This is a genomic window from Streptomyces sp. NPDC003300, assembly GCF_040610915.1.
Lineage (GTDB): Bacteria > Actinomycetota > Actinomycetes > Streptomycetales > Streptomycetaceae > Actinacidiphila.
The window spans coordinates 140,544-155,959 of sequence record NZ_JBEXNE010000003.1 but is presented as its reverse complement, the minus strand read 5'-3'; the positions used below and the strand labels follow the sequence as shown (position 1 = coordinate 155,959).

General features: G+C 71.2%; 16 protein-coding genes. 4 read left to right on the top strand and 12 right to left on the bottom strand.

Annotated elements, in window-relative coordinates; genetic code table 11:
• Window positions 1-8: 8 nt before the first annotated feature.
• Window positions 9-824 carry a cation-translocating P-type ATPase gene (locus ABZX65_RS05635; protein ID WP_355335091.1) on the bottom strand — a complete coding sequence of 272 codons (816 nt, stop codon included), beginning with the start codon at window positions 822-824 and terminating at the stop codon, window positions 9-11.
• A gap of 23 nt (window positions 825-847) precedes the next feature.
• On the opposite strand from ABZX65_RS05635, the gene ABZX65_RS05630 reads away from it, so the two are divergent.
• Both ABZX65_RS05630 and ABZX65_RS05625 read left to right on the top strand, forming a co-directional pair.
• Window positions 848-1,285, top strand: coding sequence for a substrate-binding domain-containing protein (locus ABZX65_RS05630; RefSeq protein ID WP_355335089.1), 438 nt, complete (start codon window positions 848-850; stop codon window positions 1,283-1,285).
• Between the two features lie 154 nt (window positions 1,286-1,439).
• Window positions 1,440-2,912 (top strand): glycoside hydrolase family 6 protein, encoded by a 1,473-nt coding sequence (locus ABZX65_RS05625; protein ID WP_355335086.1) that lies wholly within the window; start codon window positions 1,440-1,442, stop codon window positions 2,910-2,912.
• A gap of 264 nt (window positions 2,913-3,176) precedes the next feature.
• Here ABZX65_RS05625 and ABZX65_RS05620 read toward each other — a convergent pair whose 3' ends face one another.
• The gene (locus ABZX65_RS05620) at window positions 3,177-3,431 is read right to left on the bottom strand and encodes a hypothetical protein (protein ID WP_355335084.1); all 255 of its coding nucleotides are present in this window, start codon (window positions 3,429-3,431) and stop codon (window positions 3,177-3,179) included.
• 31 nt (window positions 3,432-3,462) lie between these two features.
• On the opposite strand from ABZX65_RS05620, the gene ABZX65_RS05615 reads away from it, so the two are divergent.
• On the top strand, window positions 3,463-3,831 hold the full coding sequence (locus tag ABZX65_RS05615; RefSeq protein ID WP_355335082.1) for a hypothetical protein: 369 nt from the start codon (window positions 3,463-3,465) through the stop codon (window positions 3,829-3,831).
• 119 nt (window positions 3,832-3,950) lie between these two features.
• On the opposite strand, the gene ABZX65_RS05610 is transcribed toward ABZX65_RS05615, so the two are convergent.
• The 6 genes from ABZX65_RS05610 to ABZX65_RS05585 all read right to left on the bottom strand — a co-directional run bounded on the left by ABZX65_RS05610 (window position 3,951) and on the right by ABZX65_RS05585 (window position 11,712).
• Entirely contained in the window at window positions 3,951-4,190 is a 240-nt protein-coding gene (locus ABZX65_RS05610) for a hypothetical protein (RefSeq protein WP_355335080.1), read from the bottom strand.
• Window positions 4,191-5,278: 1,088 nt separating this feature from the next.
• A complete protein-coding gene (gene adh, locus ABZX65_RS05605; RefSeq protein ID WP_188283206.1) occupies window positions 5,279-6,796 on the bottom strand; it encodes an aldehyde dehydrogenase in 1,518 nt (505 codons plus the stop codon).
• A gap of 189 nt (window positions 6,797-6,985) precedes the next feature.
• A complete protein-coding gene (locus tag ABZX65_RS05600) occupies window positions 6,986-8,218 on the bottom strand; it encodes a GAF domain-containing protein (RefSeq protein ID WP_355335078.1) in 1,233 nt (410 codons plus the stop codon).
• A 323-nt stretch (window positions 8,219-8,541) separates the two neighbouring features.
• Window positions 8,542-8,988 (bottom strand): hypothetical protein, encoded by a 447-nt coding sequence (locus ABZX65_RS05595; RefSeq protein WP_355335076.1) that lies wholly within the window; start codon window positions 8,986-8,988, stop codon window positions 8,542-8,544.
• Between the two features lie 210 nt (window positions 8,989-9,198).
• Entirely contained in the window at window positions 9,199-11,097 is a 1,899-nt protein-coding gene (locus ABZX65_RS05590) for a coagulation factor 5/8 type domain-containing protein (protein WP_355335074.1), read from the bottom strand.
• Window positions 11,098-11,292: 195 nt separating this feature from the next.
• On the bottom strand, window positions 11,293-11,712 hold the full coding sequence (locus ABZX65_RS05585) for a TOBE domain-containing protein (protein WP_355335071.1): 420 nt from the start codon (window positions 11,710-11,712) through the stop codon (window positions 11,293-11,295).
• 253 nt (window positions 11,713-11,965) lie between these two features.
• Between ABZX65_RS05585 and ABZX65_RS05580 the strand changes: the two genes are divergently transcribed.
• Window positions 11,966-12,361 carry a helix-turn-helix transcriptional regulator gene (locus ABZX65_RS05580; RefSeq protein WP_188283203.1) on the top strand — a complete coding sequence of 132 codons (396 nt, stop codon included), beginning with the start codon at window positions 11,966-11,968 and terminating at the stop codon, window positions 12,359-12,361.
• Window positions 12,362-12,421: 60 nt separating this feature from the next.
• Here the strand turns inward: ABZX65_RS05580 and ABZX65_RS05575 are convergent, their stop codons facing one another.
• From ABZX65_RS05575 to ABZX65_RS05560, 4 genes are all read right to left on the bottom strand, one after another.
• Window positions 12,422-13,729, bottom strand: coding sequence for a hypothetical protein (locus ABZX65_RS05575; protein ID WP_355335069.1), 1,308 nt, complete (start codon window positions 13,727-13,729; stop codon window positions 12,422-12,424).
• Window positions 13,730-13,870: 141 nt separating this feature from the next.
• Window positions 13,871-14,218 (bottom strand): hypothetical protein, encoded by a 348-nt coding sequence (locus ABZX65_RS05570; RefSeq protein WP_355335067.1) that lies wholly within the window; start codon window positions 14,216-14,218, stop codon window positions 13,871-13,873.
• Window positions 14,211-14,744: a SigE family RNA polymerase sigma factor gene (locus ABZX65_RS05565; protein WP_355335065.1), complete on the bottom strand. Its 534-nt coding sequence runs from the start codon at window positions 14,742-14,744 to the stop codon at window positions 14,211-14,213. The genes ABZX65_RS05570 and ABZX65_RS05565 overlap by 8 nt, the downstream gene beginning before the upstream one ends.
• 87 nt (window positions 14,745-14,831) lie before the next feature.
• Complete coding sequence (locus ABZX65_RS05560; protein ID WP_355335062.1) at window positions 14,832-15,293, bottom strand: SRPBCC family protein; 462 nt, start codon at window positions 15,291-15,293, stop codon at window positions 14,832-14,834.
• Window positions 15,294-15,416 lie beyond the last annotated feature (123 nt).

Below are 15,416 nucleotides of genomic sequence, written 5' to 3'. Positions count from 1 at the left end.
ATCGATGACTACGGCGTCCCGGCCCTCTGGCCTGGTGCGTTCCGGCGGCGGAGCCACCGGAGCAGTCCGTCGGCTTCCCAGACGATGAAGGGGAACGGCGCGATCACGGCCAGCTGTGACGGGCCGAGCGACGCGGTGCCGAAGATGTCCTGGAGCGGGGACGTATAGACGACGGCTGCCGTGAAGACCGGTTCGAAGGCGATGCCCCACGGCAGGCGCGGGTTGGACCGCAGGCCGATGGTGAACAGCGAGGCGTGGTCGGTCCGGGCGGCGAACGCCGTGCCGATCTGGCAGGCGACGATGCCGGCGAAGGTGATGGTCGAGGCCTGCAGATAGGCGTGGTGAAGGGCCGTACCGCCGCCGGTGGGGTCGCCGGGGTGCCAGCCGGCCCGCCAGAGGGTGAAGAAGAAGCCGCCCATGACCAGGACCGCCGAGATGCTTCCCAGGAACGCCCAGGCGCGGATGAGCAGCGCCCGGTCGATGACTCCGGCGGTGCGGGGTCGCGGCGGCCGGTCCATCACTCCGGGTTCGGCGGGCTCGCGTCCCAACGCCAGCGCGGGCAGCGTTTCCGTTCCGAGGTCGATGGCGAGGATCTGCAGGACCGTCAGCGGCAGCGGCAGCGGCACCGCGCCACCGGACAGCGCGACCACTTCGCCGCGGGCCTGCACCGCCTGGGCGACACCTTCGCGGGGCGGGTCGGCCATCGCCACCAGACCGATCAGGGTCAGCCCGGCTTCGGCTTCCTGCCTGTTGTCCAGAGCCCCGGGTACGACGCGCCGGGCGACGCGTTTCGAGTGCGCCCTTGGTGTGCACCACGAGGTCACCGGAGGTCTGGTCCACCGTCGACATGCGCTTGAGGTGGGCGTCGAAGTGGAAGACCGCCCGGCGTGCGGCCGTACGCTGCGATGAGATCACTCCTACCCCGAGCTCCGATGCCAGCCCCCCCGCCAGGGACATGGTGCACGACGGCCTCGACTTCGACGGTGTCTTCTGCGCGACCGGCACGGTGGCGATGGGCGTGCCGCGCGGCCTCGCCGACTCAGGGGTGCGGGTGCCCGGTGAGGTCAAGCTGATCGGCCTCGACAACGTCGAGACGAGCGCATACCGCGCCCCCTCGCTGTCCACGATCGACCCGGACGACGACGCGAGGGCACAGTCCGCGGTCGGCCTCCTGGCCCGGCGGTCGCGTCGTCGGTCAAGGACCAGGAAGGGATCGTCAGCCGCGTCACTCCGGTGGCCAGGGAATCGAGCTGCCGATGAGGCCAGATGGACCGCGGCAGAGTGAGCCGACCCGAAAGTGCGTCCCGCGCAGGGGATGACGGGCCCTCGTCGTACTCGCTAGGCTCAATCCAGCAGTGGGAGCGCTCCCACATACCCCGTCGCATCTGGCCCTCGCTCCCTGAGGGCCCTCTCCCCCCACGAGAGCACGGAGGAAAACTGTGACACCCCCCATCGGTACCCCACGCCCGGCCGAGGCGGCCAAGGCTCCCGCGCGCGGGTCGCGGCTGCGCAAGGCCATGGCGCTCGGCGTAGCCGCAGGTCTCGCCGCCACCGGCATCGTCCTGAGCACCGAGATCACCGCAGGCGCCGCGGCGCAGGGCAGCCTCCCGACCGGGACCCAGCTCTACGCGGACCCCAACTCCCAGGTCGTCCGCTGGGTTGCCGCCAATCCCGGTGACTCCCGCCAGCCGGTCATCGCCCGGCGGATCGCAAGCCAGCCGCAGGCGATCTGGTTCTCCAACTACCGCCCCTCCACCGTCACCGGCGACGTCCGGGCTGTCACCACGGCCGCGGCCACCGCCGGACAGGTGCCGGTGCTGGCCGTGTACGAGATCCCCAACCGTGACTGCGGCGGCGCGTCCGCAGGCGGTGCACCGGACCTGGCCTCGTACGACGCCTGGGTGCGCAACTTCGCCGCCGGGCTGGGCAGTGGCCGGTCGATCATCATCCTGGAGCCCGACTCCATCGCCCTGACCACCTGCCTGACCGCACAGCAGCAGGCCGACCGGTTCGCCTCGCTCTCCCGGGCGGGAGCCGCCATCCACGCCGCCGCACCCAACGCAAAGGTCTACCTGGACGGCGGCCACTCGGCCTGGAACAGTGCCTCGGAGCAGGCCAATCGGCTGCGCAGCGCCGGCATCCTGACGAATGCCGACGGCCTCTTCACCAACGTCTCCAACTTCAATACCACGGCCAATGAGGTCAACTTCGCCAAGAACGTGCTGGCCGCGCTCGGCAACCCGGCCAATCTGCACGCCGTGGTGGACACCAGCCGCAACGGCAACGGTCCAGCGGGCGGCGGGGCATGGTGCGACCCGTCTGGCCGGGCGATCGGTGCCTATCCCACGACCAACACCGGCGACGCGGCGATCGACGCGTTCCTCTGGGTGAAGCCGCCAGGCGAGGCGGATGGCTGCGCCGGCGCCGCAGGTACCTTCCTGCCGGACGTGGCATACGCGCTGGCATCCGCCGGAACCTCGGACCCCGTTCCGCCGACGACCCCGACGACCCCGCCGACCACCGTTCCGCCGACTACCGTTCCGCCGACGACCCCGCCGACCACGGCCCCGCCCACGACCCCGCCGCCGACATGGGCGGCCTGCTCCGTCAGCTACAAGATCGTCAGCGCCTGGACGGGCGGCTTCACCACGGACGTGACCCTGCGCAACACCGGCGGCAGCGCAGTCAACGGCTGGTCTCTCAAGTGGACTTTCCCTGCCGACCAGAAGATCACCAGCGCATGGAACGCCACGACCACCCAGTCCGGCGCCACCGTGACCGCCACCGACCTGGGCTACAACGGCGCCGTCCCCGCGGGCGGCTCCACCAGCTTTGGTTTCCAGGGAACAGGCTCCGGCACCACCTCGCCCACCGCGTTTACGCTCAACGGCGCTGCCTGCACCGTCTCCTGACGCACCATCCGCTTGACGGCGGTGGCCGGCCCGGAATCTTCCCGGGCGCGGCCGCCGCGGTACGCCCGGCACGGGCGATTGATGGGACGAGCCCGCACGCGGGGGAAAGCGGCAATGATCGCGCCTTTGAGTCTGACTGGGGCCGGCCCTGCCGACACCGGCTGACAAGGTCAGGCGGGAAGCCGGCGGATCAAGGTCGAGGCCCGGTACGCGGGATGGTTCCCAGAAGGTGTCTGCGGTTGGTCCGCCCACGACCCGACCCTGTCAGTCCGTCACGAACATACCTTCGGGGAAGAAGGTGCCCCCGACGGGAACGTCGACCTCGAAGAGCTCGTTCGTGGACAGGACGAATCGCAGACGTTCGTTGTCGCCGCAGTGTCGGGATGAGTGGCCCAGCAGCAGGAAGTGCTCGTGGGGCCTGAACTCGAACTCGCCCTTGGCCGGGATGACGACCTTGTCCAGCCTGCCGGCCTCCACCTCTTGGTCCCGGGCGATGGCCTTGTGCATCGTGACGGACATGAAGGTATCGGCGAACACCAGGTGGATCTCAATGTCCGGGCCACCATGCCTGACGACCAAGTTCGTCTGGGTCACGCCTGTCACCTCGCACGACAACCGCGCATATGCGGTGAAGACCGCCTACACCACGTTCAGCTCGCAACTGATGCACCAGAGCGACGACGGCCGCCTGTCCAAGGACCAGTTCGTCACCGAGCTGCACGCCCGGCTCGACGACTCCAGCCGTGCGGACGTGATCGAGGTTCTGTCCGAGGCCCTGTTCAACATCGCGGACACAGCGCGAATCAACGAAGTGAGCAAGGCGGAGTTCGTGGACCTCGCCAAGGCCGCCGGCGATGCCGCCCCGTCCATCGTATGGGAGGCATTCAACAGCGACGGCGTCATCCTCGGCGTGGAGTAGGCGCCGGGCAACCCGCCCGGAGTGGGCCCGAATGCGCTCCGCCCCATCGCGAGCCGACGGGCCCGGCCGCCCGACCGCACGGGCGGGCGGCCCGAAGATCACCCTCACGCGGTCGCGCCCTATGCCGCCGTGCGCTCAGGAACGGCGGCAAGGAGCCAGCTCCCCGGGACGCCGTCCGGTGCAGTGAAGAAGCCGTGCGCCGCCGCTTGGAGGTCGCCGAGGGTGAGGAAATCGTCATGGTCACGGTCGAGATGCTCGAACTCGTAGCCGACGGTGTCGACGGAGGCGTCGGCGTGGCGGGCCTTCAGGTACTCCTCGAACGCGGCCCTGCTGACCTTGCCGGACCTGTCGGTGTCCATGACGGCGAACACCGTGGAGACGAATTCGCGGATGTAGTCGGGAAGGTCTCGGGAGTCGTCCCGCCCATCGCCTTGTCCACGTAGTTGAGCAGTTCGATCTTGCTCACCTGACCGTCTTTGTTCGCGTCGCTGTGCCGGACGAAGCCCTGGACCAGCCTCTGGGCTCCCAGGGCCAGTGGCGTCGGCCGGGAACCCGAAATCCCTTCGACGTACGCCAGATCGCGCGGGTTGATGCCGCCGCTTCCGTCCTTGTCGAGCCGCTCGAACAGTTCAAGAACCCTCTGCGTGTACGCGCCCATGATCGGCATCCTTGAGTGTGAAGGGTGCTGCTGCCAGCCTTGCTGACGAACGTAGTCCGGCGATCATCAGCGCTTCCGCAGCACTCAGCTGGTGTCCACCGATCGGGTGACACCCCGCGGGGCCGGATCCGGAGCGGGCAGCCCGACCGCGCGGTCGAGGCGATCGAGACTGCCCGGCGCGACGGCCGGCGGCCCGTCTGAAGCGGCGTGCCGCCAACGCCACTCGGCTTGTGCCGATTCCTCCGCCGTTCGTCGTCATGCTGCGCTCGCATGTGGATCGGTTCGGCGTGGCACCGGACGGTCGGGTCTTCCGAAACGCGGCTGGCGGTTACGTCGACGCCGGGGCTTATGGCATCACGTGGGCCAGGGCGCGCGCCAGTGCGCTCACAGCCGAGGAGCAGGTCTTGATGCTGGCGAAGCGGCCGTATGACCTTCGGTACGCGGGCGTCTCCTTCTGGCTGGCCTCCGGCGGTGATCCTGCCGAGGGCGCCCGAAGGGCCGGGCATTCAGGTCATGTTCAGCTGCTGCGCCAAGTATCTCGCTGGAGCGCAGGACTATGCCGACGGTCGCATCGAGGAATCGGTGCGGCTCTGGGGGCAGATGGCGGAGACCGTCGACGGTGGGCCTCGGGCGGTCCGGTCCGGAAATAGACCGGGACAGCTGGTCAGAGGGGGGAGACCAGGGGGAGATGTCGGGAGAACACCGGGCGCCGTACCCCGACGGCGCTGAGGTCCCCGAGGCGGCGCCCGACCTGGCGAAAGGCCAGGTCAGGCGACATATTTGAGGAGTCTAGAAGAAGCCGAGCTTCTTCGGGGAGTACGAGACGAGGAGGTTCTTGGTCTGCTGGTAGTGCTCGAGCATCATCTTGTGGTTCTCGCGGCCGATGCCGGAATTCTTGTAGCCGCCGAAGGCCGCGTGGGCCGGGTAGGCGTGGTAGCAGTTGGTCCAGACGCGGCCCGCCTTGATCTCGCGGCCGAGCCGGTAGGCGGTGTTGCCGTCGCGGGTCCAGACGCCCGCGCCGAGGCCGTACAGGGTGTCGTTGGCGAGTTTGAGGGCCTCGTCGGTGGAGTCGAAGGTGGTGACCGAGACGACCGGGCCGAAGATCTCCTCCTGGAAGATCCGCATGTTGTTGGTGCCGCGGAAGATCGTCGGCTCGATGTAGAAGCCGCCCTCCAGGCCGGGGACGGTACGGCTGGTGCCGCCGGTCAGGACCTCGGCGCCCTCCTGCTTGCCGATGTCGAAGTACGACAGGATCTTCTCGTACTGGTCGTTGCTGGCCTGGGCGCCGAGCATGGTCGCCGGGTCCAGCGGGTCGCCGCCGACGATGGCGCGGGTCCGCTCCAGACAGCGGGCCATGAACTCGTCGTAGATCGAGGAGTGGATCAGCGCGCGGGACGGACAGGTGCAGACCTCGCCCTGGTTGAGGGCGAACATCACGAAGCCCTCGATCGCCTTGTCGAGGTAGTCGTCGTCCGCGGCCATCACGTCCGGCAGGAAGATGTTCGGGCTCTTGCCGCCCAGTTCCAGCGTCACCGGGATGATGTTCTCGCTGGCGTACTGCATGATCAGCCGCCCGGTGGTGGTCTCACCGGTGAAGGCCACCTTCGCCACCCGCGGGCTCGACGCGAGCGGCTTGCCCGCCTCCACGCCGAATCCGTTGACGACGTTGAGCACACCGGCGGGCAGCAGGTCGGCGATCAGCTCGATGACGACCAGCAGGCTGACCGGAGTCTGCTCGGCGGGCTTGATGACCACGCAGTTGCCCGCCGCCAGCGCCGGCGCGAGCTTCCATGTGGCCATCAGGATCGGGAAGTTCCACGGGATGATCTGGCCGACCACGCCCAACGGCTCGTGGTAGTGGTACGCGACGGTGTCGGCGTCGATCTCCGAGATGCTGCCCTCCTGGGCGCGCAGCGCGCCCGCGAAGTAGCGGAAGTGGTCCACCGCCAGCGGCAGGTCGGCGGCCAGCGTCTCGCGGACCGGCTTTCCGTTCTCCCACGTCTCGGCCACCGCCAGCCGTTCGAGGTTCTCCTCGATCCGGTCGGCGATCTTGTTGAGGATGTTCGCCCGCTCCGTGGCCGAGGTGCGGCCCCACGGACCGGCGGCCGCGTGCGCGGCGTCCAGGGCCAGCTCGATGTCCGGCGCGGTGGACCGCGCGACCTGGCAGAAGGTCTCACCGGTCACCGGGGACGGGTTGTCGAAATACTGTCCCTCGGCCGGTGCGACCCAGTCGCCCCCGATGAAGTTGTCGTACCGCTGGGCGAAGCTGACGATGCTGCCCTCGGTGCCTGGCTGCGCGTAGACCATGACGGCGCTCCTCGGTGTACCGGTGTGCGGGTTACGGTGTCAGCACTCACTGTGGTGGCCCGAGGTTGGCAAAAGGTTGGCGGCGCGGGGCCTGTGCGGACGCCGGGGCACGCAAGGTTGGCGGGGCGGGGCCTGTGCGGACGCAGGGGCGCGCGGGCGCCGCTTCCCGCACGGCCGGAGACCGTCGCGTCAGCTCCGCAGCGCCGCGTTCAGCCGGCTCGCCGCGATCCCGCGCCGCGCGTCGCCGGGACCGAGCAGCCGCAGCGCATGCTCGTGCACGGCGGCGTCGTACGGCGCCCGCTCCCCGTACCGCAGCGCGTGCTCGGGGCGGGTGTCGGCGAGCACCGCCTCGCGGACCACCACTTCCAGATGCTCGCGCCAGGCCACGATGCCCGGCGCCTCCGACATCGGCAGCAGCGGCCCGCGGTAGTGGCCGACGGCCGCCGCGATGTCACCGCACTCCAGCGCCCGCAGCACCTCGGCCGCGTCGCAGCTCACCGGCACCGTCAGCGCGTACCGCCTGGTCGCCACCCCGCCGTTCAGCGCGCGCCGCAGATGCGACAGCTCGGCCTTGAACGTGGACGCGGTCACGCAGCGGTCGCCGTACAGCGACGCGCGCAGCCGGTCGGGCGCGAAGCCCTCGGGCTCCAGGGCGAGCAGCGTCAGGATCTCCAGTTGGCGCGGCGGCAGATGCAGCGGCTCACCGTCGCTGCTGGCCTGCGCCGTACCGAGGCAGCGCAGTTCGAGACCGGCGGGGCGCTGCGGCTCCGGAGCGCCGTCCAGCAGCCGGGCCTCGATGGCGGAGGCCAGGGTGCGTACGGTCGGCAGGGCCAGCGGGTGCGAGCGGTCCCAGGTGGTGGAGAGGTCGAGGACGCCCAGCACCCGGCCGTCGGGGGCGTGGATGGGCGCGCAGTAACAGACCCAGCCGTGCAGGGCCGCGACCAGGTGCTCGGCGGAGAAGACCGTGCTCGGGCGGCCGGTGCGCAGCGCCAGGGACAGCGCGTTGGTGCCCATCGCGCGCTCGTCCCACCGCCCGCCCGGCGCGAAATTGACCCGCTCCGCCCTGCGCCGCATCAGCCTGCCGCCGCACGTCCACAGGATCGTGCCGGACTCGTCGGTCACCGCCGCGACGAAACCCGCGTCCTCGGCGATGCTGTGCAGTTCCCCCGACAGGTCGGCGACCGGTGCGCGCAGCGGCGAACCCTTCCACCGCGGATGGACCGCGCCGTCCTCGGAGACCGGCGCGCTGTCCCGCGCGGGATCCACCGTGCCGACGCTGCGCACCCAGGAGTCGGTGACCTCACGGCGCAGCGGAGCCGGGCCCGCCGGATAGCCCCCCGCCGACCTCAACTGCGGTACGCGGCGGGCCCATTCGTTTTCCAGTACGGTCCTGCGGTGCTGGAGCGCACCCTGCTCTGCCATGGCCTTCCCGACTTCTGTGTCGTCTTCGTCGTCGACATGGATGTCCGGGCACTGCCGGGTGCCACCTCGTAGGGGAGGCGGCGTGATCCGCATCATAATCGGACACCTCGCCCGCAGGAAGGCTGTTCGCGGCAGTCCGCACCGCGTTCACGTCCGGTCGGCAGCAGAACGGCTCGGGCCGCTCGTACCGCTCGGGCCGCTCGTACCGCTCGGGCCGCTCGTACCGCTCGCGCGCCTCGTACGGCTCCCAGGACGCGACGGAGGGCGGCGCCCCCTGTGACACGGGAGGCGCCGCCCTCACGGCATCCGAGGACCGCGGTCGGTCAGTGGCCGAACAGGTGCCGCACGTGACGGTGCCGCGGTGTGGCCGCCGTCTCGGAACCGTCGGCGCTGTCGGCCGCCGTGGAACCGCCGTACGCGTAGTCGGTCCCGGTGTCCCCGGCCGGTGCGGCCGTGGTGTCCGCCGTGCCCAACCGGGCCGCCAGCGCGTCACGTTCCCTGGCGTTGTCCTTCGCGGCCCTGCGGGCCTCGGTGAGCTTGCGGGACTTGCGCCGGTGGCTCACTCCGCCGCCCATCGCCATCGCGGCGCCGAGGCAGAAGATCAGGGCGAGCGCCAGACCGGCGCAGAAGATCTGAAGGGTGTTCATGGTCGCGATGGAGTGCCCGAGCACCGACACGTTGTACTCGGGACCTCCCGACGTGTTGTCGGCGATGGCGAGGCCGGTGAAAGCACCGGCACCGGCCAGGAGCAGCAATCCCAGGATCAGCATTGCGGTCACCTCCGATGGTGAGCTGCGTACCCCTCGGCTACCCGCCGGACGGCATCACATACGTCCCGCCCGTATCGGCCGCCGATATCGCATACGTCCCGCCCGTATCGGCCGCCCATCGCCCGCCGCACGCGCCGCCCCGGTGACGCGGCGCGTCACCGGGGTCCGTCACCACGCGTCACCGCCCGCCACCGGGGCGTGCGCGAGACGTCAGTGCGTCGGCGGGTAGCTCACCACGTCCACCGGGACCGTCGCCGAACCCTGCGCCGCCGCGCCGTAGCCGTTGATGACGTGGTCGATCACGCCGTCTCCGTTGAGCGAGACGGTCAGCAGGTCGTGGAACCGTACGCCCGGGCGGTCGGGCACCTCGAAGCTGTGGGCGTTGTGGATCGTCGGGTCCACGTTGAAGAAGCAGTAGCTGCCAAGACCCCAGCCCTCGTGGTGCCGGACCGAATCCGCCACCTTGTACGCGGCCCAGCCCGCGACGCCGTGATGCCCGTAGGCGGCCTGATTCGGCGGGTCGTACGGCAACTCGTTCTGGAACATGACCGTCCGGCCGTGGTCGCCGTTCCAGATGACGTTGTACTTCTGGTAGTGCTCCACGAACAGGCCGGTGGCCAGGACGTGGTCACCGTTGACGACCACGCCGGTCTCCGCGGTGTTCACCGTCCAGCCGACGCCCGTACCGTGGTCCGCGCGCCAGGCCCAGATGTGGTCGAGCAGCACATTGTCACTGTTGACGACCAGGCTCGTGGTGGCCTTGCCCGCGCCCGCGCCGCCGATCCGGAAGAACACGTCCTGGAGCGAGGTCGGATCGCGCGGGTCCGTACGGCCGCCGCGCCTGCTGCCGACCTCCAGCAGGGCGGGGGAGTTGGTCTTCCCCGCGTCGAAGAGCAGCCCCGCGACGCGGACGCCCTTGACGTCCGCGACCGTCATCGGCACCGCTCCGCCGACCGGCGTGAGGGTGGGGAAGCCCAGGCCGAGCACCACCGTGCCCGACCACTTGACCTTGATGGACTCCGCCAGCCGGTAGACGCCCGGCGTCAGGAGCAGGTGCTTGCCCTGCGCCAGCGCGCGGTTGATGGTGCGCACCGAGTCCGTGGGCTTGGCGATGAAGAACCGGTCGATGGGGACCGAGGTGCCCGCGGTCGTACCGCCGGACCAGGACGCGCCGACCGCGTCGTGCCGCAGCGACGGCAGGAACACCCGGTAACGGCCCGCCGAGTCGACGTACAGGAAGGGCTTCTCGCGGCTGAGCGGGCTGGTGGCCAGCGTCGTGTACGGCGGGTCGGGGAAGGACTGCTCGGGGGCGCCGACGACACCCGCGAAGACCTGGTTCCACACGCCGTTGGACCAGGAGCCGACCGAGCTGTCCCGCGTCAGCCACTGCTGCTGCGAGGCGTTGATCACCTGCCCGTCCACCACCGAGTCGGCGATGAAGCCGCCGCTGGAGTAACCGCCCTGCCGGGGGAAGAGGAAGAGCTGGCCGCGGATGTGCACCCGGCGCAGCGGCGCGGCCTGCGACACCGCCCACCAGTTGATGCCGTCGGTCGGGTTGACCGCCAGATTCTCCGCCGAGCGCCAGAAGTTGGTGAGCGCGCTGTCGCCGCCGCCCGGCTGCGCCTGCCCCTCGACGCGCACCGCGCCGTTGATGGTCACGTCGTCGGGCGACAGCCCGAGGCCCGCGACCGAGGTGTAGTAGCCGAGTTGCGCGTCGACGTCGTACGTGCCCGGCTTGAAGAGGAAGGCGTAGCGCTGCGTGCCGAATTCGTTGGCGACCTGTACGGCGGTGGCCGCGTCCAGCGCGGCCTGGATGTCGGCGGCGGGCATGCTCGGGTCGAAGACGGTGACGTTCGGGCCGAAGTCGGGTTCCGTGGACGGCGAGTGGCCGCCGGGGGAGTGGGAGCCGGGGGAGTGCGCGCCGGCCGACCGCGCCGCGGCGGGGGTCGCGGCACCCGCCAACGGCACCACACCGGCGAAAGCGGCCGTGGCGATCAGCGAACGGCGGCTCAGACCGCCGCGCTCCCCGGATGTGTGCTGCGACTGCGATGGCGCCTGCGGCTGCTGCGAGTTGGGAAGTGCACTGTCTGCGGCCCTGAACGAAGACATGAGCTACGACCACCTTCTGACGGCGAGGGGGGAATTGAGAGCGCTCTCTTGGAGACGTACCCTCGCGGGCCGCGCGACTGGGTGTCAAGCACGAAGAGAGCGCTCTCTCGCAGCGAATCGGCTGGTGACTCCACCGGGTTCACCAGCACACCACTGGCCTCAGGAGTGCTGCCTCGGCCACCGGCGGACGGGTCGTCAGACGGTCGCGAGCGAGATCTCCGTCGACTTGATCAGGGCGGTGACGGCGGTGCCCTGGGCGAGTCGGAGGTCGACGGCCGCGTCCTTGGTGATCGCGGAGGTCAACTCGCCGCCCTCGACGGAGATCTTCACCGCGGCCATCGCGCCGCCCGTGGCGATGTCTGTGACGGTGCCCGGCAGTTGATTGCGGATGCTGAGCCCCGAGACCGGGCCCGTGGCAAGGGAGACCTCGGTGGACTTCACCAGGGCGCGGACCGCCGTGCCCTCGGCGAGGCCGAGTTCGTCCGCCGCCTCCAGGGTGATCGCGGCGGTGATGTCCTGGCCGCCGTCCAGCCGTACCTTGACGGTCGCCATCACCTCGCCGGGGGTCACGGACGCGACGGTGCCGGGAAGTTGGTTGCGGATGCTCAGGCTCATGGGGATATGCCTCGATCGCCTTATGGAATGTCGGATTTGCCGGGTGCGGCTCTGGCACTCTAACCGGGCGCCGTACGCACGCCGGGGCGCGAACCGGCACGGCGCGTCCGCCGTGTCGCCGCCGCCTGCGCCCGCCCCCCGTGCTGCCCGCCTCTGGCGTCCCCCGGAGTCCGCCGGAGTCCATTGAGAGGCCGCCGTGTCGCCGCCCGTGGTGTGCGGAGCCGGGTGGCGGGCTGCGCTTATTGTCTTCCCCATGCAGTCCTACACGATCGGCCAGGCCGCGCGGCTCCTGGGCGTCAGCCCCGACACGGTCCGCCGCTGGGCGGACGGCGGCCGGGTCGCCACCCACCGCGACGACAACGGCCGCAGGCTCATCGACGGCCGCGACCTGGCCGCGTTCTCCGTCGAGATCGCGCAGTCCGACAGCGCGGACGAGGACGCCTCGTACACCTCGGTCCGCAACGCCTTCCCCGGCATCGTCACCGCCGTGAAGCTCGGCGACGTCGCTGCCCAGGTGGAGATCCAGGCCGGGCCGCACCGGCTGGTGTCCCTGCTGACCCGCGAGGCCGTCGAGGAACTGGGCCTGGAGGTCGGGATGCAGGCCACCGCCCGCGTGAAGTCCACGAACGTGCACATCGACCGGGTCTGATCCGCCGCGCCTTCGTCCGCGCCACCGTCGCGCCTCACCGTGTCGTCGCGCCCGCTGATGTCAGCCCGCCCACCGTCCCGAGGTGAAGGCGACCGTGAGGACGGTGGCCAGCGGCGCGGCGACGCACACGTACGCCGTGGTCAGCCAGGGGCGCCGTACGCTCCAGGCGGCCAGCCCCGTCCACAGCGGCCACCACAGCAGTGAGGCGCGCGGCACGGACATGTACCAGTACGAGGTGCCCAGCGCCCACAGGCTGAGCCCGAGGTAGACGGCCTCCGGCCAGCGGCGCCGCTTGAGCAGCAGGCAGAGCAGCGCCAGACCGACCGCCATGGCGACGAGTTCGAACTGGAACAGCAGCGCGTACGGCGTGGCCTGCGTGTGGTCGAAGGCGCCGTCCCAGGTGTGCCGCCACGCCTGCCACGGCGAGTGGAACGTCCGGTACCAGCCGCGTTCCTCCGCGTGCTTCCAGGCCATCCAGTCGCCGGTGCGCGCGTGCAGATACCAGGCGTAGACGAGCGCGGGCAGCGCGGAGAGCGCCGGCCAGTGCAGCAGCCGCAGCCGTTTGGTCAGCGGCCCCGAGGTCAGGAGCTGGACGACGAGCGCGGCGCCGAGGAACAGACCGCTGATCCGGACGGTGGTCGCGGCGGCGGCCAGCGCGGCGGCGAGCGGCCAGTTCCCGCGCTTGGCGGCCAGCCAGCAGGGCAGCGCGAAGGCGAGGAACAGCGCCTCGGTGTACCCGGCGGCGAGGAAGACCGCGCAGGGGGAGAGCAGCAGGAAGAGCACGGCGCGCGATCCGGTGCCGTTCCCGTCGTCCGGGAGCCGGTCCGCGCCGCGCCCGGCTACGGACGTACGCGCGGACCGGCCGTCCAGCGCGGCGATCCGGGCCAGCGACAGCACGGCGACGGCCCCCGCCACGAACGAGATCAGCAGCCCCGCGGCGGTCCAGTCGCGTATCAGCAGGTGCACGGCGCGCAGCAGCAGCGGGAAGCCGGGGAAGAACGCCTCGCGGTTGTCGGGCGTGGCCGCGCCGCTGCCGAGAACGGCTCCCGGCACCGGCGCCGGGAAGTAGCCGTCGCGCGCGATGTGCAGGTAGTAGCCCCAGTCCCACTGCTCCCAGCGGGACATCATCGATGGCGCCCGCTGTGCCTTGCCGTCGCCGGTGAACAGCCGCCCCGTGCAGTACGCGGTCGTCCAGGCGCCGACCCGCGTGAGCGCGTACAGCCAGAGCACGGCGCGGTCGGTGGGGCCGAGGCGGGGGAGCGGCAGACGCCCCGGGAGCCGGTGGCGGAGCGGGACGGTACGGTCCGGCGGCTCGGACGGTACGGGGCGGGGCGCGGTCGCGGGCGGGGAGAAGGCGCTCTTGGGCATGGTCGTGCTCCTGAGGGGGCTGCCACGGACCGCTCGGGCGACGGCGTGGGCGGACGACGTACGGGTGACGGTTCCGGGCATGCCGGACTGCCCGGCCGGCCGGTGCGGCCGGGGCGGGGTGCGACGGGGGGGGGGGAGTGTTTAGCGGGCTGTCGTCATGTGGACCGTGCCGGTCGGCGGGTAGGTCCGGACCGGGTAGTCGGAGGTCGCGGTCGACGACGGGAGGCCGTTCGGGCCGGTGGTGGCGGGCCCCGGGCTCGTGGCGGGCGGGACGGCGCCGCCGTCACCGGGCAGCAGCGTGACCAGCGACGCGGTCGTACCGCCGATCAGGACGCAGGCCACCGCGGCGACCGTCGCGAGCCGCTGCTTCCGCTTGCGGTCGCCGCGGGCGCGGACGACGGCCGGGGGCGCGGGCGTCGCCGCGCGGTGACCGTCCGCCGCGGCGTTCTTGAACGCGGACCTCAAGCGCTCCTCGTGGGTATCAGGCACCAGGGGGCTCCTCTGCGTGCGGTTCCGGCAGATGCTGGGCGAGCGTGGCCCGGCCCCTGACCAGGTGCGTCTTGACGGTGCTGCTGGACACACCGGTCTCCGCGGCGATCTGGTCGACGGACAGGTCGCACACGTAGTGCAGGGTGACGCTCCGCCGCTGTCCTGGCGGCAGTTCGCGCAGCGCGGAGACCAGGGCGACCGTGCCGGGGCCCGGTTCCTCGACGGACGGCGGGCCGCCGTACCGCTGCCACGCCTCCTCCGAGCGCCGACGGCCGCGCCAGCGGCTGACCGCGAGCCGCCAGGCGACCGTACGGATCCAGCCCTCCGGGTTGCCGTCCCTCGCGAGCTGCCGCCGTCGGCTCCAGCCCCTGACGAACGCTTCCTGCACCACGTCCTGCGCCTCCGGCAGATCGCCGAGCATCACATAGAGCTGACCGGTGAGCCGTCTGACCGCGTGGGCGTAGAACTCTTCGAACTCCTCAGCGGTCAACAACAGCTCCCAGTTCTCTTCGGCCTCATCACGCATACGCCTGGGGCCGGACGTCCGGTCGACATCCACGGGAGAGAATCTGCTGTGACGGCCGCCACATGAGGTGGCGGCGCGCCGTGGCCGCTACTCCGCGGCGGGCGACTCGGCGCGTTCCTTGAGGCCGCGGGCCTCCATCTCCAGGTACCTGCGGGTCAGGCCGCCCGCCACCAGGCCGACCAGGCCGGACAGCGCGCCGCGCTGGGTGAGCACCAGGGTGAGGCGGGTGCCGTCGCCCTCCGGCTCGACCAGGTGGTCGCCGCTCGTGGTCACTCCGGGACCCGCGGACCGCCATGAGAACCGGGAACCCTCGTCCAGCGCCGTGACCGTCCACACCGCCTTGCGCAACTTGGGCTGCTCGATCGCGAATCGGCGCCCGACGGCGACGACGTGGTCCGCGCTCCCGCTTCGGCTCGCGCCGTCCGCGTCGAGCGGGCGGACGGAGGTCATGGAGGCTGTGAGAGCGGGCCAGTCCTCGACGGCGACGAGCACCTCCCAGACGCGTTCGACGGGAGCGTCGACGGTGATCGAGGTCTGGTAGGTCGGCACAGGGACTCTCCCTCGCGGTCGCGTGGCTCCGGCAGGAGACAGACTCCCACGCGCCCCTCGTACCGCGCCGGGTAGCATGGCGGTCTGCGGCGCTCCCCGGAGCACCGCGCGGCGGTGGGGCCC